At 34.5% G+C, this 21665-nt stretch carries 12 protein-coding genes and 1 tRNA gene; 10 read left to right on the plus strand and 3 right to left on the minus strand.

What is annotated here, in order from left to right; genetic code table 11:
- The first annotated feature begins 4 nt into the window (after nt 1–4).
- The 9 genes from ACT3CE_RS05300 to ACT3CE_RS05340 all read left to right on the plus strand — a co-directional run bounded on the left by ACT3CE_RS05300 (nt 5) and on the right by ACT3CE_RS05340 (nt 17097).
- Nucleotides 5–1864, plus strand: coding sequence for an alpha-L-rhamnosidase-related protein (locus ACT3CE_RS05300; protein WP_444708721.1), 1860 nt, complete (start codon nt 5–7; stop codon nt 1862–1864).
- 45 nt (nt 1865–1909) lie between these two features.
- Nucleotides 1910–3772: a family 43 glycosylhydrolase gene (locus ACT3CE_RS05305; protein WP_444708722.1), complete on the plus strand. Its 1863-nt coding sequence runs from the start codon at nt 1910–1912 to the stop codon at nt 3770–3772.
- 124 nt (nt 3773–3896) lie between these two features.
- On the plus strand, nt 3897–4181 hold the full coding sequence (locus ACT3CE_RS05310; protein ID WP_444709170.1) for an alpha-L-rhamnosidase C-terminal domain-containing protein: 285 nt from the start codon (nt 3897–3899) through the stop codon (nt 4179–4181).
- 114 nt (nt 4182–4295) lie between these two features.
- Nucleotides 4296–5216: a sialate O-acetylesterase gene (locus ACT3CE_RS05315; protein ID WP_444708723.1), complete on the plus strand. Its 921-nt coding sequence runs from the start codon at nt 4296–4298 to the stop codon at nt 5214–5216.
- 61 nt (nt 5217–5277) lie between these two features.
- Complete coding sequence (locus ACT3CE_RS05320; protein WP_444708724.1) at nt 5278–6897, plus strand: sialate O-acetylesterase; 1620 nt, start codon at nt 5278–5280, stop codon at nt 6895–6897.
- A 190-nt stretch (nt 6898–7087) separates the two neighbouring features.
- Nucleotides 7088–8146, plus strand: coding sequence for a phosphatidylinositol-specific phospholipase C1-like protein (locus tag ACT3CE_RS05325; protein ID WP_444708725.1), 1059 nt, complete (start codon nt 7088–7090; stop codon nt 8144–8146).
- 6 nt (nt 8147–8152) lie between these two features.
- Complete coding sequence (locus tag ACT3CE_RS05330) at nt 8153–11116, plus strand: glycosyl hydrolase 115 family protein (RefSeq protein WP_444708726.1); 2964 nt, start codon at nt 8153–8155, stop codon at nt 11114–11116.
- A 26-nt stretch (nt 11117–11142) separates the two neighbouring features.
- A complete protein-coding gene (locus tag ACT3CE_RS05335) occupies nt 11143–12981 on the plus strand; it encodes a metallophosphoesterase (RefSeq protein ID WP_444708727.1) in 1839 nt (612 codons plus the stop codon).
- Nucleotides 12982–13095: 114 nt separating this feature from the next.
- Complete coding sequence (locus ACT3CE_RS05340) at nt 13096–17097, plus strand: hybrid sensor histidine kinase/response regulator transcription factor (protein WP_444708728.1); 4002 nt, start codon at nt 13096–13098, stop codon at nt 17095–17097.
- Nucleotides 17098–17738: 641 nt separating this feature from the next.
- Here ACT3CE_RS05340 and ACT3CE_RS05345 read toward each other — a convergent pair.
- A tRNA-Ser gene (locus ACT3CE_RS05345) sits at nt 17739–17823 on the minus strand.
- A gap of 287 nt (nt 17824–18110) precedes the next feature.
- Nucleotides 18111–19259, minus strand: coding sequence for a molybdopterin molybdotransferase MoeA (locus ACT3CE_RS05350; protein ID WP_444708729.1), 1149 nt, complete (start codon nt 19257–19259; stop codon nt 18111–18113).
- 353 nt (nt 19260–19612) lie between these two features.
- On the opposite strand from ACT3CE_RS05350, the gene ACT3CE_RS05355 reads away from it, so the two are divergent.
- Complete coding sequence (locus tag ACT3CE_RS05355; RefSeq protein WP_444708730.1) at nt 19613–20539, plus strand: cation diffusion facilitator family transporter; 927 nt, start codon at nt 19613–19615, stop codon at nt 20537–20539.
- 13 nt (nt 20540–20552) lie between these two features.
- Here ACT3CE_RS05355 and ACT3CE_RS05360 read toward each other — a convergent pair whose 3' ends face one another.
- Entirely contained in the window at nt 20553–21200 is a 648-nt protein-coding gene (locus ACT3CE_RS05360) for an HAD family hydrolase (protein ID WP_444708731.1), read from the minus strand.
- Nucleotides 21201–21665: the final 465 nt, after the last annotated feature.

Here is a 21665-nt window from a genome sequence, read left to right on the forward strand (position 1 = left end):
ACTCATGAAGATATTATCGAATAGTAAATATTACTTGTTGACCTGTTTGTTTTTGACTTTGTGTACATTGGTGCAAGCTCAAATTACGGAGGTACCCACCGAAAATGATTTTGAAACGGTATTGAACAAGGCAGAAAGAGTTGTAAAATTAGGTGAAGGCCACTATTTTATCGACTTTGGGAAAGCTTATTTTGGAACTGTAGTTCTGCATTCAAAACAATTACAGAAGGATAGTTTGATTGTTCGTTTGGGTGAAAAATTAACTGAAGAAAATCAACTTGATCAAAATCCTGGTGGAACAATTCGTTATCAGCAAGTGAAGCTCGATCAACTAGAAGCAAACAAGGATGTTTTGCTTAATTTGGTTGCAGATAGACGAAATACGAAACCTGGTGCGATTCATCTTCCAGAATCATTTGGTGTGATTATGCCTTTTAGGTATTGTGAACTGGAAAATCTTAAGGTGTCGATTGAAGATGTTGAAATCAGTCAAAAAGCATTCTATTATCAGTTTAACGATGAAGCAGGAACTTTTACTTCTTCGGATACAGTGTTGAACGCCGTTTGGGACTTATGCAAACACACCATAAAAGCAGCTAGTTTTACAGGTTACTATGTCGATGGTGATCGCGAACGTATTCCTTACGAAGCTGATGCTTATATCAATCAGCTAAGTCATTATTCTTGCGATAATGTTTATTCTATAGCCCGCAGAACCAACGAATATTTCGTTGAGCATCCTACCTGGCCAACAGAATGGCTTTTGCATACTGTGTTGTTGTACTATCAAGATTACATGTATACCGGTGAGACTGAAATGCTTGAAAAATATTATGATGTTCTAAAAAAGAGAACCTTAATGGACTTGGAACGTGAGGATGGATTGATCAGTTCAAAATCGGCTAAGTTAGATGGAGCATTCAAATTGGAATTAGGGTTTAAAAAAGCAAAAACGAGAGTTAGGGATATTGTTGACTGGCCTGCAGGGCAAAAGGATACAGGTTGGAAGCTAGCAAGAAAAGAAGGTGAACGTGATGGCTACGAAATGGTGGCGATTAACACCGTTGTCAATTCGTTTTACTACTACAATCTATTTTTGATGTCGGAAATTGCTGACTGTCTTGGGAAAACAAAGGATGCTGCTTTCTTTCAGAAAAAATCGAAAAAGCTAAAAAAGGTCATCAATAATAAACTATTCGATAAATCGAGAGGTGTTTATATTGACGGAGAAGGTTCTAATCATGCTTCGCTGCATGCCAATATGTTTCCACTTGCCTTTGGTTTAGTGCCGGAAAAAAATCAGAAATCGGTAAGTGAGTTCATCAAAACAAGAGGAATGGCTTGTAGTGTTTATGGAGCTCAGTATTTGTTGGATGCTTTGTTTAATGCCAATGAATCGGAATATGCTTTGAAACTAATTACTGATACAACTCATGATCGTACATGGTGGAACATGATTGAAATTGGTTCGACCATGGCTTTGGAAGCCTGGGATATGAAATACAAACCCAATTCAGATTGGAATCATGCCTGGGGAACTGCTCCTTTAAATGTTATTTCGCGTCGAATGTGGGGAGTTACTCCAAAAACACCAGGTTTTGAAAGTGTACAAATTAAACCTCAATTGGCGGATCTTCAATTTTCAGAAATAAAAGTTCCTACCCTAAAAGGAAGTATTGAGGCCAAGTACAATGTATCGGATAAAAACGAGCAGATCTACGAAATTAAGCTACCCAAAGGCATGAATGGTGAGTTTGTTTTGCCGAACAGTAAGACGAAAGTTTTGTTGAATAATCGAGCTCTTAAAAATAAAAAAATAGTGAAGCTGAACGAAGGAGTAAATATTATTGTAGTTAAGAAATAAAGCAACGATTAATAAGTAGTTAGCAAGCAGATAAAAAATATTTAAATGAATTATTTATTACGCCTAAATTTAAGCCGAACATTTATCATATTAAACTTGGCACTAACTTCTTTTTTGAGTTTGCAACAGGTTTCTGCGCAAAACCCATTTATGCCACCAACAGCTTTTATTCCTGATGGAGAGCCTCATGTATTTGAATATAATGGAGAAAAGAGCTTGTTTATTTATGGTTCAAGAGACGAACGCATCATGGGTTTTTGTGGCTATGGTCATGATGTATGGTCGGCTCCCGTGAAGGATTTATCAAAATGGATGAATCATGGAGAAATATTCAGCGTAAAACAAGTTCAGGATATTGGGTATGGAGTGATTGAAGAACAGCATTTTGGTGCGCCTGATTGTGTATACAATCCCAAAACAAGAAAATATTATTTATATACATTTCTTGGAATGCTTTATAAAATGAATGGTGTGCAAGGGCCACTTATTGGAGCAAAAAATTATATCCCCGGCTTTGAGGACTGGGGACCCAAATGCATAATGGCTTCAAGTGATAGTCCTACAGGTCCATTTATTAATCCTGTAATATGCGATTGGCCACCAGCAAATAAGGAAGGTACTTTCGATCCATCTGTCCTTGTAGATGAACTAGCAGATGGTTCTATCAGGGTATATGCATACTGGGGAATGAAAAGCGGTGACAGATGTGCTGAGTTGGATCCCGTAGATATGCATACGATAATTCATCCTAAAACTCGAAGACCCGACCGAAACGCATGGCATAAAACTTTAGATCCTGATAAAATAAAGAACTCCTCTGTTTTTGAAGCTTCATCCATTAAGAAAATAGACGATAATCATTATGTGTTTATTTATTCACCAAATGAACGTCACAGTGCTTTAGCTTATTGTTATAGCAGTAGCCCTGAGGGGCCATGGATTTATGGAGGAAAGATAATTCGTAATGGTATTGATTGGAAGGGAGGGAATAACCATGGAAGCATAGCAAAAGTATTGGACCAATGGTATGTAGTATATCATAAGGCAACAATTAATAGTAAGAACAGACAGGCTATGATTGAACCAATTGATGTAAAGATTGATAACGAAAAGGTACTTATTCCTCAAGTTGAAATGACTTCTCAGGGAATAATTCGTAACGGACTAGATGCCTTCAAACGATATAATGTTAACATCGCATGCTTCCGAACCAATAATGCTTACATAGATGGGACAGTAAGAAATGAAGCTGGATTAAACCCTATGAGAGGATTAGATGGCCCTAATACTACAATTGGATTTAAATATTTCAATTTCGGCAAAAAAGCAGTAAAGAATAAAGATGATTTAAAGCTAAAATTGAACTGTAAGATTTTTCATCCATTAACAGTAAGTGTTTTTGTTGCTGCACCTGAGGATGCTAATTCTGACAAAAATTGGATATTAATTGGTGAACATCCTATTGCGGATAATTTTAATGAGTTTCGCGATTATTCAATTCCAATAAATCGAATCCTAAAGAATGACGAGTTAAAAAAGATAGGAGGTTTAAAAGATAAATTGGCCGTCTTTGTAACATTTACTGGTAAAGAAAAAAATCTATGTGAATTGATTGAACTTGAATTTTCAAAAGGAAGTATTTCAACTCCAAATCCGCTTAATGTAATCAATATCAAAAAAAATAATAAAGTGAAAATTGTTTCAACACCAACAATGGCAAGGGATGGCGAATCGGTAAAACTAAGTATTGAACCAGAAGGTAATTATCTAATTCAAGATATAAAAGTAATAGATGGTAATGGGAACGACATAAATGTCAATAAAAATAAAAAAGCTGAATATGCACCAATATCATTTAACTTTTTCATGCCAAATTCACCGGTAACTGTTGAAATGAAAATAAAATAATAAGTTAGATCTAAGAGTTAGGTTAACTATAATTTTAAGAAAATAAAAGTCTTACCCCAGAATTGATTTTGAAGTTTTGCAGGAAATAAATCTTTACCTGTATTTATAGGAGAATAGGGAAGTTATTCAAAAAACACCAGGTTTTGGAAGTGTACAAATTAAACCTCAATTGGCGGATCTTCAATTTTCAGAAATAAAAGTTCCTACCCTAAAAGGAAGTATTGAGGCCAAGTACAATGTATCGGATAAAAACGAGCAGATCTACGAAATAAAACTACCCAAAGGGATGAATGGTGAGTTTGTTTTGCCGAACAGAAAGACGAAAGTTTTGTTGAATAATAGGATCATTAAAAATAAAAAAATAGTGAAGCTGACTGAAGGGGTAAATACCTTGCACATTCAGCAGTGAAAATATTACTGTTCCAGATGATATTGAGCAGGAAAATGAGCCTAAAAAGCGAATTTTTCTGCTCAATTCGTATCTTTGAATTCGTAAATTTTGTTCAATTGAAAATCCGATATAATGATAAAAAGAAAAATAGTTCAATTATTGATATTGCTTGCGATTCCATCATTTGGAATGGCTCAAAATTCAACACTCGATACCATACGTGTATTCTATTTGGGTGGACAGTCGAATATGGATGGTTATGGTTATAGTAAAGACTTGCCGGATTCATTACAACAAACTTTCAAGGATATTTATATTTTTCATGGCAATCCTGTGAAAGATAATCATCTAAATGGAGGTATAGGAAAATGGGAAGTTTTGCAAGCAGGACATGGAGCTGGTTTTTCATCGGATGGTATTCAGAATAAATTGTCTAATAGATTTGGAGTGGAGCTATCTTTTGCAAAAAAAATGCAAGCGCTTTATCCTAACGATAAAATTGCGATCATTAAGTATTCAAAAGGAGGAACTTCTATTGATGCGAAAACCTCCCGAAAGAGTAGTTGTTGGGAGCCTGATTATAAAAGTGAAACGGGTATTAATCAGTACGATAATTTTTTAGCGACGGTACGTAATGCTTTAAAAGTAAGAGATATTGATGCTGATGGAAAAGAGGATTATTTGCTTTTATCAGGAATTGTATGGATGCAAGGAGAGAGTGATGCACACGATGAAGATGTGGCCATGCGTTACGACTTTAATTTAAAAAGATTAATGGATCTTATTCGAGCTAGTTTTCGCAATGGCGATTTACCCGTTGTGCTAGGAAAGATATCCGATTCTGGAAACAATGCTGAAGGCAAAGTTTGGGAGTGCGGAGAATTGGTTCAGTATGCTCAAGAGAAATTTGCGAGTTCAGACGAAAATGCAGGTATTGTTCGAAGTACAAAATCGTATGACTATTCTGATAAATGGCATTATAACAGTGCAGGATTTATTGATTTGGGTGTGAAGTTTGCCGAAGAAATGCATCGATTGATGCAACAAAATTAGGACAAGTAAGGATTCTAATTCTCCGAGTTTTAGAAACAACAACAAATAAACTGATAATCATATGAAATTTACTTTTTCAATTTTAGCTCTTTTTTTCGTCTTGGCGAGTCATGCTCAAACAAGAGATACGCTTTATTTATGGCCAGACAAAGTGCCTGGCGAACTGAAAGCAAAGCATGCCGCTGTTGTGTCTGATAATTCGAGTGGCAATGTCATCCGTCTAGCTGAGGTTACCAATCCTTCTCTGGTGGTTTTTGAACCTGAGAAACCGAATCATTCTGGTGTTGGAATAATTGTTTGTCCTGGTGGCGGATACAATATACTTGCCGTAGATAAAGAAGGATATGAAATAGCAGAATGGCTCAACACGCTTGGATATACAGCTTTTGTGCTTCAATATCGAGTGCCAAAGAAACAGGAAGGTGCTTTGCAAGATATTCAAAGAGCGATTCGTATGGTTCGAACTAAGGCCTATGAGTATAATTTGTATCCCGAAAGAATAGGAACGATAGGCTTTTCTGCCGGAGCAAGTTTGTGTGCTCGTGCTTCTACTCTGTTTCAGTACGACTCTTATCCAAAAATAGATGCTGTGGATGAGCTTTCTTGTCGTCCGAATTTCTCCATGTTAATTTATCCCGCTTATCTAGATAAAGGGGAGAATAGAAGTTTGACACCAGAATTGACCATTAGCGAGTCTACGCCACCCTTTTTCCTTTTCGGAACAGCTGATGATAAATATGGAAATAGCTCTTTGGTAATGACTTCCGCTTTGCGCGATAAGAAAATACCCGTAGAATTGCATGTTTTAGCAAAGGGTGGACATGGTTATGGACTGCGAAAAGGAAATGTAGCTGGGGAAACATGGCCTGCATTGGCTGAGAAATGGTTAAGTAAAATGGTAAAGAACAGGCGCTTCGAAAAGCATCAAAGAACAATGAATTTCCCGAAAGCGACAGTTTATCCGAAGAAAATGCCTAAAAAGAAAGACCTTTGGGTTTTTATGATGGCTGGACAGTCGAATATGGCTGGTCGTGGATTTGTTGAGCCTCAGGATACTCTTACTTCTGAAAGGATTCTAACGATTAACAAGAGCAACGAGATTATTTTGGCCAAAGAACCGCTGAATTTTTACGAACCCAAAATGAATGGTTTAGATTGTGGTGTTTCATTTGCGAAAGAGCTTCTTAAACAGGTGCCCGAGAACGTATCGATTCTTTTGGTTCCAACGGCTGTAGGCGGAAGTTCCATTAGCCAATGGTTAGGAGATTCCATTCATAGAAAAGTGCAATTACGCTCTAATTTTGAGGAGAAGATGAAGCTGGCAAAAAAATATGGAAAGGTAAAAGGAATTTTGTGGCATCAAGGGGAAAGTGATGCCAATAAAAACTGCATTCCATACTATGAAAGAAGACTTACGAACCTAATGTCAAAATTTCGAAGTTTTGCAGGAAATAAATCTTTACCTGTATTTATAGGAGAATTGGGAAGTTATTCAAAAAGTAAAGCCAACTGGTTACTGATCAACGAACAGATCAAAAGCTATGTTTCCCAAGATAAGAATACAGAATTAATTCAAACATTCGATCTAATTAATCGAGGAGATAGTTTGCATTTCGATTCTCAAAGTCAGAGAATAATGGGAGAACGATTTGCAGATAAATATATTCAGAGTATAAAATAATTGGATTTCATGGAAGTAGGTTTTTTGGACTCATTAAAATGCCCTTTTCTCGTTCACTTTGATTTCTTATTCCGCATAGATGAATTAATGCATAGTGATTGATTTATCCATATCTGTGATTGATTTGTTCATTTATTTGGAGGTCTTATTTTGTAATTTCACAGCTTAAGTAATAAGCAAGAAATTAAGAATGAAGAAACTGATATTAGTACCACTAATTATTGTATTGATAGCATCCGCATGTAGAAAAAACGAGGTGCGTTTGAACGATATTCAAGTAATTGGAAGCCATAATTCCTATAAAATTGCTATAGAAAAGCCGCTTTGGAACTACCTTGCTAAAGTAGATTCGGCAAAAGCAATGTCCTTACAATACGGTCATATTTCAATTAAAAAACAGTTGGAATTAGGCTTGCGAAATGTAGAATTGGATGTGTTTAACGATCCTCAAGGAGGTCATTTTTCAAATCCTAAAGGATTAGAGCTGATTAGAGAATCAGGGGTTGAACCTAAAGAATATGATAGCGAACAAAAACTAGCCGAACCTGGCTTAAAAATGTTTCACATTCAAGATATAGATTTTCGAAGTCATCATCTTTTGTTTAAAGATTGTTTGAAGATGATGAAAAAATGGTCAGATGAAAATCCAGATCATACGCCGATTTTTGTTCTGATGAACACCAAGGATCAAAAAGTGAAAGGTACAAGAGATCCTCTTCCTTTTACCAAAGAAGCTTTAGATAGTTTAGATAAGGAGATTAATTCTGTTTTTTCTAATGATGATTTAATTACTCCGGATTTAGTTCGTGGTGATTTTGAAAGTTTAGAAGAGGCTGTTTTAACAAATGGATGGCCAAAATTGGATGAGGTAAATGGACGGTTTATTTTTGTGCTAGACGAAAAAGAAGAGAAAATAAATCATTATTTGGAGGGACATCCAAGCTTAAAGGGAAGAGTTTTATTTGTGAATAGTCCTGAAGGAAATCCAGAAGCCGCTTTTAGAATCATCAATAATCCGATTAGAGATTTTGATTACATAAAAAGTTTGGTTGAGAAGGGCTATTTGGTAAGAACACGTGCCGATGCAGGAACTAAGGAGTCTAGAACTCTCGATTATACAAGGTTTGAAAAAGCAAAAGAATCGGGAGCTCAGGTAATTTCAACAGATTATTACATTCCAACAAAGCTATATAAATCGCCGTTTAGAGTGGCTTTTGAGAATAGTACATACGAAAGAATTAAAAAATAAGGCATCATGTTTAGATATAAATTAAAGGTTTTAGCTTCTGTATTATTGCTTTCTATGCTCGCAACAATTGTACGAGCACAGAGGAATGAATTTTCAATAGCTTCCGGAGATCAAATTGTAGGAATTACTGTGGCTAAAAAGGAAGCAAAAGTGGTTAAAATAGCCGCTGATATTTTAGCTAGTGATATATTTAAAGTCAGTGGAAAACAGATTCAGGTTTCTACGGCTATTAATAAAATGGGAATCATTGCTGGAACCATCGGTAAAAGCAAATTGATTGATCAACTAATTTCGAAACAGAAAATTGATGTTGCTAAGGTAAAAGGTAAATGGGAAACTTACTCTATCCAAATAGTTGAAAATCCTGTAAAAGGAGTTGAAAAAGCTTTGATTGTGGTGGGTAGTGACCGACGAGCAACTGCCTTTGGCCTATTGGAAATTTCTAGAATGATTGGTGTATCGCCTTGGGAATGGTGGGCAGATGTTACGCCTGATAAAAAAACGGACTTGACTATTTCTGTGGAGGATAAAATATATGGTTCTCCATCGGTAAAATATCGAGGACTATTTTTGAATGATGAGGATTGGGGATTGCAACGATGGGCGGCTTTGAATTATGAGCCTGAAACTGGAGATATTGGACCTAAAACCTATGCCAAAGTATTTGAGTTGTTGCTTCGTTTAAGAGCTAACACCATTTGGCCTGCGATGCATTCTTGCACCAAGCCTTTCTATTCATATCCTAAAAATAAGCAAGTGGCAAACGATTATGCCATTGTTGTGGGTACATCGCATTGCGAACCAATGCTTTGTAATATAAATGCCGAATGGGATAGTAATACAATGGGCGAATGGCGCTACGATAATAATTCAGAAACCATTAAAACATTATTCCAAAAAAGATCAAAGGAGACTGCCAATTACGAAGGTATTTATACAATGGGAATGCGTGGAAAACATGATTCTCCAATGATTGTGGGTGAAGATAATACTGATTCTCAAGTAAAATTGCTAGAGAATGTGATTACAGATCAGCGAAATATCATAGAGAAGGAAACGGGTAAAAAAGCTGCAACGCTTCCGCAAATTTTCATTCCTTACAAAGAAGTGTTGACTTGTTATCAGAATGGAATGGAAGTGCCTGAAGATATTAGTCTAGTCTGGACCGATGATAATTATGGATATATCCGCCAGCTGAGTAATTCTGAAGAGCAAAAGCGTTCGGGTGGAGCTGGGGTTTATTACCATACATCTTATTGGGGACGTCCTCATGATTATTTGTGGTTGAATTCTACCAATCCGGTTTTAATGTGGGAAGAAATGAGTAAAGCTTACGAATTCCAATCACGTGATTTATGGATTCTGAATTGTGGCGATATTAAACCACATGAATATAATATTGAGCTGTTTTTAGATATGGCTTGGGACATGAGCTCTTTTGACAAGAGTAAAGGAGTGAAAAATCACATGCAAAATTGGGCTGGGCGAGAGTTTGGAGAGCAAAATGCAAATTCAGTTACCGAATTGATGTATGAATACAATCGATTGGCTTTTCAGCGTCGTCCTGAATTTATGGATTGGAGTCGAGTTGAACCTGTTACAAAATCAGGAGAAACAGAATTGAATCAAATTCATTACGGAGATGAAGTTTCAACAAGAATTCAAGATTATCAGAAACTTATTGATGCTACTGAAGATTTGAAAACTAATATTGCTGACAATAGAAAAGATGCCTTTTTCGAGTTGGTTTATTATCCTGTATTAGGAGCAGCAAATATGAATCATAAATGGTTATATGCCTATAAAAATAAGTTTGCGGCACAACAAGGTCGAAAAAGTGCTGAGTATTTTGGGCAGAAATCCATGGAAGCTTATCAACAGATAAAGAAAGAAACACAGTACTTTAATAACAAGTTGCAAAACGGGAAATGGAATCATATCATGAGTATGTCGCCACGTTTTTTGCCAGTTTTTTCTACTCCTACAATTACAACTTCTGTTGGTGGTCATAAGCCTCAATTAGGTTTGGCATTGGAGAGTTACGAAATGGAAGTGAATCATGATGTGATTAATTCTTATGCCGATGTGCTACCTGTATTTAATGCCTACCTTAATAGTCGTTATTTTGTAGATGTATTTTTAAAAGGAGAAGGTGAAATTGATTGGAAAGCAGAACCTAAGGCTGATTGGATTCATATTTCGAATGCTAAAGGTACTTTGAATAGTAAGAATCAGGAACAACGTATTTGGGTGAGTATCGATTGGGATAAAGTGCCTGTAGGAGCAAATAAAAAAGAAGCGCCTTTAGGACACGATTATCAGCTTATACCGCCAAGTTACAAGGTGAATTCAGCTATCGATTTTGTTTCTGGTGATTCTACTATTAGCATAGGAATTTCTGTTTTTAACCCAAAATATAAGGCGTTAGAGAACTACAAAGGTTTTGTTGAAGATAAAGGCTTTGTTTCAATTAATGCAGAAAATTATTCAAGCACAAAATCAGGAAAGCAAGCTAGCTGGGAAACTTTCGACGGTGTGGGCTATACAAGTAAAGTGGTAACAGCTTTGCCTCGTTCTGCTGATTCTCAAACTACGATTCAATCAATTGTAAATAACAGTCCTGTTTTGGAGTATGATTTTTATACCTTTAATTTTGGTGAAGTAAATGTGTTTTTACAAGCAGTACCTACACATGCAGTTAATAATGAAAGAGGTGTACGTTGTGCTGTTTCTATAGATAATGCTGATCCTGTAATCGTCGATTTTCAAACCTTTGGAAGAAGCGATGAGTGGATGGAAAATGTATTGAAAAATACCTCGGTTCAGTCGGCACAACAAATTGTGAATAAAGCAGGAAAACATAAGCTTAAAATATGGATGGTTGATCCAGGAGTGATGATCGATCAGATTTTAATTGATTTGGGTGGATGGAAGAAGAGTTATTCATTTCCTGCAGAATCAAAATTGTAAAAGTTGAGAGATAAAAATTCGTAATGATGAGAAGAATTTTAAAATCAGTAGTAATTCTATTAGTTGTATTTACAGCTTTTTCATGTAAACAAGATCAAAGTCAAGAAAAGGGCAATTTTCAGATTGCTTTTATGGCCGATGTTCATTTGAGTGATGTTTATGGCGAATTCCAGGACTCCGATTACAAAGGCGTACTGAATTCAGAAAATGGGAAATATGCCAACCCAAGAACTATGAAAGCACAGTTGCATTCTACTCGAATTTATAATGAAAATTATTTTGCATTTTTAGCAGCTTTAGATGATGTTGCTAACAGAGGAATAAAATATGTGGTTTTGCCTGGTGATTTTAGTGATGACGGTCAGCCTATAAATATTAGGGGTTTACAACGAATTCTAAATGAATATGCTGAAAAATACGACATCAAATTCTTGGCTACAACAGGAAATCACGACCCTGTTCGTCCTTTTTTAATGGATGCAGGGAAAAAAGATTTTTTAGGGAAAGATGGGAAACCTCAGGTAATTATGAGCGCCGAAGGAATGTATGTTCCAAAATCGACTGACGAAAACCCTGTGGTTATTACTAAGGATATAGCCAAAATGGGTTACGAACAAATCATTACGACCTTAGGTCAGTTTGGTTTTTTCCCTCAGCAAGAAGATTTGTATTGGGAAACTCCTTTTTCAAGCTATCAATACAACGATTATAGCTTTGCTAAAGCGACTGAGGACTCTAATTTGGAACATAGAAATTATACGATTCCTCCCTATAATACGACTATGCCTGATGTTAGTTATTTGGTAGAGCCTGTGAAAGATATTTGGTTTTTAGCCATTGATGCAAATGTTTATTTGCCTAAAGAAAGTGCTGAGAATAATCCTTTAAAACCCGCTAATTATGCAGGTTCTAGTATTGGTTATTCCAATGTTCTAACGCATAAAAAACATTTAATTTCTTGGGTTAAAAAAGTTACTGCAGAAGCAGAGAAACGAGGTAAGACTTTAATTGTTTTCAGTCATTATCCGATGATTGATTTTAACGATGATGCTTCAGATCATATTAAAAATTTGATGGGCGAGGGTAAAATGCAATTGCACCGAGTTCCTGCCGAAAGTGTAGCTAAAACTTTTGCCAATGCAGGAATCAAATTGCATTTTGGTGGACACATGCACATTAACGATACAGGAATCAGGAAGTTTGACAATGGGGATTTTTTGGTTAATGTTCAGATTCCTTCGCTTGCAGCTTACATTCCTGCTTACAAAATTCTAAAAGTGAAAAGTAAAACCTTGATGGAGATCGAAACAGTTGTGATTGATTCGGTTCCTCGTTTTAAAGAGCTTTTTCCACTTTATGAGCAAGAACATGCTTATTTGGAAAAAATTGGTGCGCAGAATATTTGGAATAAGGATATTTTAGATGCCAAAACTTACCATGAATTTACCAATTGGCATTTGAAAGAACTGGTTCGATTACGATTTTTGAAAAAGGATTGGCCTGTAGAATTTAGAGACTTCTTATTGAAAGCTACTGGAAACGAATTATTGAATGTAGCTGGTGTAAAGGTAGCAGATTCGGCGTCGTTTGATAACTGGACAGGTTTCGATATGATCTTTGATTTCTATCGCCTTAGAAGCGCTGATAAATTAGCTATAAAAGATATTGGAATCGATCGTATTAAGCAATATCAAATCATCATTAAGTCATTATTAAAGGAAGATACTAATTCTAATATAACGGATGATGTGCGAAAAGATTTTTTTGAATTTGCTGAGATTTTTCATCATTTCTTAAATGGAGCTCCTGCCGATCATTTTCAGATTGATCTGAAGAATAATGCGCTTATTGATTTGGTTGAGTAAATTTTATAAACGTAAATTTAATTTTTATTTGTAATAATCGGATGTGTTGTAAACAGCATTTATTGCTTAAATTTGTTTTCTTATCTTACCCCCAAATTCATTAATATACTGAACATGTTGAGGCAAATTTTTTGTTTTATTTTACTTCTATTATCAACTTCTGCTTTTTGTGAAGAACTTAGATTTGAACATTATAGCAATGAAAAAGGATTATCACATAATTCTGTACGATCGATTTTACAAGATAAGAATGGTTTTTTGTGGTTCGGAACTTTTGGGGGCGTAAATCGCTTCGATGGAGTCGAGTTTAAGGCATTTACTGGAGAGGTTCAGAATCCAAATTACCTGCAGGACGATGACATCACTCAATTGGTTGAAGATGATGAAGAAAATATGTGGATAGGAACCAGTAATGGCTTAACACGCTTTCATTTGCCTACTTCTAAATTCAAAACATTTCATCCCGATTCAAATAAGAACAATCAAATTTGTGGAAATAAAATTAGAGCCTTATTTATTGATAATCATAAGAGGGTTTGGATTGGAACCAAGCATAAAGGATTGTGCTATTATGATAATGAAAAAAAAGTATTCCGAAAGGTTGAGCTGAACAATGTTGAGTACATCCGATCGATAACTCAAACGACGGACGATAAAATATGGGTTGGTACCTATGAAAAGGGCATTTATTCCTTTGATATAGATGATTCTGGAAGGGTTACAAACCTTGTTTGTGTAGAAATGAAGAACAAGGGGCAGGAATCGCTTAATAGTACTGTTTATTTTCTTTACGAGGATCATAAATTTGATGTTTTTGCAGGTACTCGGGCAGGCTTATACAAGTTAAATAAGCTTAAAGGGGAATTCGAATTGTTGAAACAAGAAGGTGTTGCGATTGATTTTTTTCGATGCATAACTCGCGGACCTGATGATTACTATTGGGTTGGAACTACCAATGGCTTGATTAAGTGTAGTTTGATAGAAGATATTGCCTTGAATTCATATGATCGATACGATACAGATTTATCTTATAATAAATCTCTTACAAATAATTATGTTTCTTGTTTGTGTTTCGATGCTACAGGTGTTTTATGGATTGGAACCGAAAATGGTGTTGAAAAGTATGATCCTTTCGATAACCAGTTTAAAATGACTCGAATAAAAGCTGTGTCAGGGAATCGAATCCCTATCGTTAGCAGTTTTGGACAAACCTACGACAACAATATTTTAATTGGTACACATGCCAATGGAATTTATTTGAAAAAGGCAGATGAGATTCGACTAATTTCGGCAAAAGATCTTCGAATTGTCAGTATTTATAGTGATAATGGAATAACCTTTTATTGTGGTTTGTGGGATGGGCGAGTTCTGAAATTTGATTATTTGACTTCAAAAATGGAGATTTTAGAGGTTGGCTTTACTGATGTTCCTGTTGTTTCCATGGTAAAGATTTCTAAAGAGAAATTATTAATTGGATCGAACGGAGAAGGTTTAATAGAATACAATATTAGTTCTAAAAAATATCATGAAGTAAAGCCGGAAACTTTAGGAAAGCAAGTAATCAACAAAATTGTTCAAAATGATTCTGGACTCATTTGGCTAGCAACAGAATATGGGATTTTTAAATACAATTCTAAAACAAAATCTTTAAAAAATTACACAGTTCACGAGAAGGGTGATCAAGGCCTTTCCAATGAGAAAATTAAAGATATTATTATTGATGAAAAGGGAAAAGTTTGGGCCTCAACTCGCCATGGTTTAAATTATTACGATCCTTTACCAGATGAGTTTGTTACTGTTAAAGAACCAAGGGAACTTCAGGATATTTGGATTACAGATATGGCCATTGATTCAACAGGTCAAATTTGGTTGAACATGAATTTTAATCAAATTGCAAAGTACAATCCAAACGATAAGGACTTACGTGTATTCTCTGTGAATAATGGACTTCGATCAAATATTTACAACAAAAGAGGTTTTCTGTTTTTCAATAAAAGTGAAATTTATTTGGGCGGAGAAAATAGTTTTATTTCATTTCAACCCTACCTGTTTAAAGAGAATGATTATTCTCCAGCGCCTTTAATTAGTGATTTTCGAGTTCAAAATAATACAGTTTTACCTGGCGATACCATTAATGGACAAGTTATTCTGCACGAAGATTTGAATTATTCAAAAAGAGTGGATTTAAATTATGATAATCGCATGTTTTCCATAAGTTTTAGTTCCTCTTCCTATGTAAATGAAATACATAATAAATTTCAGTACATGCTTGAGGGATTTGACCAAGATTGGATTGACGCGACAAATAGCTCTAAAACGGTTCAATACACGAATTTATATCCCAATGAGTATTTATTTAAAATTAGAACTGTAAATAGCAACGGATATTGGAGTGATACTTCATCTTATCAAATTAATATCTTGCCTCCTTTTTGGTTAACCTATAAGGCTTTTATTCTATTTTTTATTCTGATTGTTATTGCAATTTACCTTGTTCGTAAGCAATTAAAAAACAGATATAATTTAAAACAGGAGCTCCTTCTTGAGAAAGTAAAACGAGAGCGTGATGAAAATCTTATTAACGAAAAACTTCGTTTTTTTACAAATATATCTCATGAGTTGAGAACACCTATTTCATTAATACTAGGACCTGCCAAACAATTAATTGAACAAGGCGAGGGTACCGATTATCAGAAAAGTAGAGTAGGTCTGATTTTACAAAATTCTAGTAGATTACTTTATTTGGTAAACCAGTTATTAGATTTTAGAAAAGCACAAACAGGAGAACTTCAGTTAAAAGTTTCGAAAACCGATATATTGTTATACACAAGAAATATTTTTCATTCATTCAAAAGCTTTGCAAAGGAGAAAAAAATAAGCCTGAATTTAGTGTCAGAGGAAGTTTCAATTAAAGGATGGATAGATCGGGACAAATACGATAAGATTTTATATAATCTTCTGTCAAATGCCATAAAGTTTACTCCTAAATATGGTAATGTTGATTTATATATTGGTATAAAAGAATTTAAGCCAAAACGTTTGGTAATAGAGGTTAGTGATGATGGAATTGGCATTCCGCAGGAAAGTCAGAAAAAGATTTTTTCGAGATTTTATCAGGCCGAGAATAGCAGGGAAGATAATACAGGTTCTGGAATTGGATTATCCTTGGTTAAATCTTTAGTTAAGCTTCATAAGGCAACAATTGATGTGCAAAGCATTCCAGATAAGGGAAGTGTATTTGCTTTGGAAATTCCAATAGAAAGAGAGTATTACAAGGATTCAGAAGTATTTGATTACGAATCAAAACCAATTGAACCAGTTAATTTGAATCCAATAAATAAGAAAAAGACAGTGCAATCGACTCATCTAAAAGAGAAAATACTAGTTGTTGAAGATAATGCTGAACTAAGACAGTTTGCTGTTGAGTATTTATCGGATTATTTTAGGGTTTATGAAGCCGAAAATGGGGAAGAAGGATTGAAGATTTGTCGTCAAGTAAAACCTGTGTTATGTGTTGCCGATGTTATGATGCCTGTGATGGATGGATTTCAATTCTGTAAAGAACTAAAAAGTGATGAAAGCATCAGTCATATTCCTGTTGTTTTATTAACGGCATTATCAGACAATGAAAATAAAATAAAAGGATACAAACTTGGTGCAGATGCTTATCTGGTGAAACCTTTCGATCCGTCTCTCCTGAAAACACGAATCGATAACATTATCAAAGTAAGGCTAGAGTTGAAAGGTAAGTTTTCTGAGGACGCAGAAAGTGATGTGAATGTATTAACTCATTCGCCAGTTGATGAAGAGTTTATGACTAAGCTAACTGTGTTTATCGAAGAAATGTTAAGTGAGCCAGAGCTTACTGCAAGTTTATTGTGCGACAAAATGGGCATGAGTTCTTCTAAATTGTATCGTAAAATTAAGGAGTTAACCGATTTGGCACCGAATGAATTTATTCGAACCATACGATTAAAAAAATCGGCTCAACTTTTAAAAGGAAAGCGTTTTAATGTATCCGAAGTTGCAACTATGGTTGGCTTTAACGATCCATTGTATTTTAGTAGGTGCTTTAAAAAACAGTTTGGTTATCCACCCAGTAAGTTGATTAAATAGTGTTTTTTAAAATATGTACTCTTAAATTATAATACTCCTTACTAATTCTTAAGAGTGGTACGCGAGATGTTTTTTTTGTCATACAAAAACGCTTTTGCTTTTCAATAGGAACTTTTCATCAGAAATGAAAAGCTTGATTGTCGCAAGGACAAGAAAAGAAGATTGGGGATAATGAAATAATTTTCCTTTCACTTATAAATGCAATTTATTCTGCTTCCTTTTGCCAAAATCATGACCTTGATAAAAGGGATGTTTACGTAAGTATGAAGGGCCTTACTATATGCTTATGAGATTAAATTTTGGTTGCAGAAACTAGGAATGGGACATTTGAAAGGATTTTGGTTTTCTTTCGTTGAGTAATGATCCAATTGTTACCATCGATTTCTTTTCTGATATGATTTACAGTTAAATTGATCACATCCTATTTTACGAAAGCTAAAATAATCTACTTTCCCCTGTAGATTCCCCTAAAAAACAAAACCCCTTGAAAATCAAGGGGATTTCTATTTAAAAGCGGAGAGAGGGATGACTCTTCGTTTCACTTATCGAGAACATGTTACGAACCCCCAAAGGGTTCTCATCCCAAGAAAGTTTAGTGCAAAAAAAAAGCATCAAGTATTTCTACTTTGATGCTTTGTCAGCGGAGAGAGAGGGATTCGAACCCCCGGTACGTTGCCGCACAATGGTTTTCAAGACCACCGCATTCGACCACTCTGCCATCTCTCCAGTATTGTTTGTGAGCTTTAATTGCTCAGCTATCTCTTGTGATAACGGGTGCAAATCTAAGACAAATAATCATTGCCACCAAACTTTTTTTTGCAATAAATGAGGAATATTATCGAATACTCTGTATCTCAGTATGATTAATTTTAATTTAATTTTTAAATGTAGTATTTATGGGCAATTTAGAGTGAAAACTACATTTAAGAATTACTTCCTTTTATCACTATTTCAAGATTTAGAAGGTTCTTATAAACAATAAGCATGTCTTTAGTTTAAAACAGATCTTATTTTTACAATTGTCTAATAAAAACGAATTCTCCTTCGGTAAATTCATCAACTTCGCGAGGAACAATCATAATGCCATTTGCATGAGTAAATGAATTAATGCGTTCTGAACCATTATATTTAATCGGAATAATCTGATTATTTGCATTAAAACGTATAGGTATAAATTCTAGTTGGGCTGTATTTTTTCTTTTATAATTTAGTGATATTGGCATTTTTACCATTGGAGCATTGTAGTTATGTCCCATTAGTCTGTAAAGCAGAGGTTTCCCTAATAGTTCAAATTGAATAAATGATGAGGCAGGATTGCCCGACATTGCAAATATATATTTCCCATTTTTCGAGGCAAAAACCGTATGTTTACCTGGTCTAGCAGCCAAGGTATGAAACCAGATATTAAAACCTAATTTTTTAAGAATGGGAGGAAGGTAGGTATGGTCGCTCTTTTTAGGGTCTTCTAATAGAATTAAAATGTCATTTTCTTCAATACATTTTGTAATTGTCTTTTTATTATTTTCTTTCGATGCTGTTAGAACCCCATGATAATTCTCTTTGATCCCCATTTTAAGCAGCTGAGCCTGTAATTGCAATGAGTTTACGCTTTGCTTATTTTGTGGCTCATTCACTTCATTAGTTTTACTTAATGTTGCAAGTTTAGGTTTTTTATAAACCATAGGTTTTGTGCAGTTAACAGTAGCTAATACAGAAATGTGATGTGGTTTTAATCGCGTACCCTTTTGTAAGACTATATCTTTATTTTTAATATCCTCACCTTTAATAAAGATATTTGACTTAGATTCTTCCTTACTAATATGTAGTAAGCCATTCTCTAATTTTTCTGTATTCTTAATTTTAACAACAGTATCAGCTCCTTCGGGAATCTTTTCTCCAGGCATTATTTTGCAGCACTGTTTATGCAGTAAGGATTTATTGGTTATGTCTCCTTGAGCAACTATTTCTAAATTATCCTTTAAATCTGATTTTTTACATGCATATCCATTCACTGCCGATTGATTAAATGGCGGAATATTAACATCTGAATATACATTTTTTGCTAATACACGATTTAAACAGTCCGATAAATCAACATATTCTTTTTCTAGTTTTTTTGTTGCGTTTTTAACGGTTTCCAGTGCTTCATAAAAAGTAATCATAGTGTTAGTTTTTTATCCATTATTTTGCAATTGGCTTCTTTTAAATCAAATATTTCACCATTAAATTTGATTTATTATCAGCACGTTATTCGTAATTATTGTATATGCTTGTATTTCTTTTGTTCTTTCTAAGAATAAAGGTATCAATATTAATCAATCTATAAATGTGTATGTATGTCTGCTAACGTTTTCGCAATTCTTGAAAAGTATATATATTGCAGATATATAGGTATATAGTCGTTAGGTATATGTACTTGATAATGTTGTAGAATAGATTTTGACAACTTATTTAAATTTAGTTTTAATAAAAACAATAAGACTTATTATATTTGTGTTTCAATTAATTATTTATAATGGGACATCATAATCATTCACACGACCATGGGGAATTAAAAGGTAGAAATCTTGGCATAGCTATTCTTTTAAATGTTGGTATAACTGTAGCTCAAGTTGTTGGCGGACTTATTTCTGGTAGTTTAGCTTTAATGTCTGATGCTTTGCATAATTTCTCAGATGTTTTAGCCTTGATTATTAGTTGGTTTGCCAGTAGGTTGTCGCGACGAAAGCAAACAGCAAAACAAACCTTTGGATACAAGAGAGCAGAAATATTAGCTGCTTTGTTTAATGCAGTTTCTTTAATTGTAATTGCCTTTTTTCTTTTGAAGGAAGCGTTTGTGCGGTTCTCAACCCCTCAGGATATTCATTCTATACTAGTTATGGCGTTTGGTGGATTGTCGATTGTATTAAATGGGCTAAGTGTTTTACTGTTAAAAAATGATTCGAAAACTAATATTAATATGCGTTCGGCTTATTTGCATTTGTTAACCGATATGCTTTCGTCAATAGTTGTTGTTTTGGGCGGCTTAGCAATGTATTTTTGGAATGTGGAATGGATTGATAGCATTCTCTCAATACTTATTGCTTTATATTTGGTATATTCCAGTTGGGGCTTATTAATGGAAAGTGTACGTATTTTAATGCAGTTTACGCCGCTTCATATCGATATAAATGAAGTAAATAGAAAAGCAAAAACGTTGCCTGAAATTGAAAATATGCATCATGTTCATGTTTGGCAACTCGACGATAAACAAATAAACCTCGAGGCTCACATTAGCTTTAAGGAGGATTTGCCTTTAAGTAGAGTAAATGTGGTATTCCATAAACTGGAGCATTTATTGCACGATGAATTTGAAATTAATCATGTGACTTTGCAGCCTGAATTAAATGGTTTCTGTGAGGATAATAACATTATACATCAGGAAAAATCACATGATCATTAATCTTCTAATTATATTACAGCGAATTCAATAAATTCAGTGGATTTTCAAGAAGTGTCTGAGCTCCGTTTTCAAGTAATTCTTCCATATCTCTGAATCCCCATAAAACTCCAACTGCGTTCATTCCCGAATTGTTGGCTGTTTGCATGTCAACACCCGAATCGCCAACATAAATTATTTCACTAGGTTCTAAGCCCATTTTTTTGCTGATATAAATTGCTCCTTCAGGATTTGGTTTTCGTGGAATATCGCCGCCAGCACCTAAAATATATTCAAATTCCCAATCTGCTAATAAAACTTTAGTCACTTTTTGTGTAAGTTCATTTGCTTTGTTCGAGAAAACTGCAAGTTTAATTTCTTTTTTGCTAAGCTCGGTAAGTAATTCGGGTATGCCCGGATATAAGCCGGTTTTTGCAATACAGTTTTCATCATATACTTTCATCATACGATCAAAATTACTGCTTATATGTTCTTCCGTTCTTAGTTCTTCGGGTAAGGCTTTTTCTACTAAACTTTTTATACCTCTGCCTACAAATGTTTTATAGGTGTTGTAGTCATGGATTGGTAGGTTTTTTTCTTTTAATACCTGGTTCATAGAATCGGCTAAATCTTCAATAGAATTGGCTAAAGTGCCATCAAGATCGAATATTATTCCTTTAATCATATTGTCAACATTTAAGTGTGATGCAAATATTGTTATCTATAACAAACAATACAAGATATTTACCAAAAAATGCAAGTCTGAATTTGGTAAATACAAATTGTATTGTTGATTTTTGAAATAAATTTTTGTTTACTAGCGTATCTGACTATAAAATATTAATTCAATAGATGATCAAGTTTATTTTGAGAGTAAACTTAATTTGTTGTTTTGGGTATGAATGTAATGGGCTTCTTAGTTTTAGATATTTCTTTTATTTTTAATTTGTATCGATTGCGTGAGTAATGACTTAAATATATTAGTGTTTTTTTTAAATTAACCCATGTTATACACTTGTATGGTGCTTAAAAAATTCTATATTTGAAAAACTAAATATGAAGTAATTCTTAAATGAGAAATGTGAATAACATAGCAATGATGGTTATCATGCCTGTTTCAGGCTTGGGAATTGCTATGCATAACACATTC

This window comes from Marinifilum sp. RC60d5, from assembly GCF_052400665.1.
Lineage (GTDB): Bacteria > Bacteroidota > Bacteroidia > Bacteroidales > Marinifilaceae > JBQTGK01.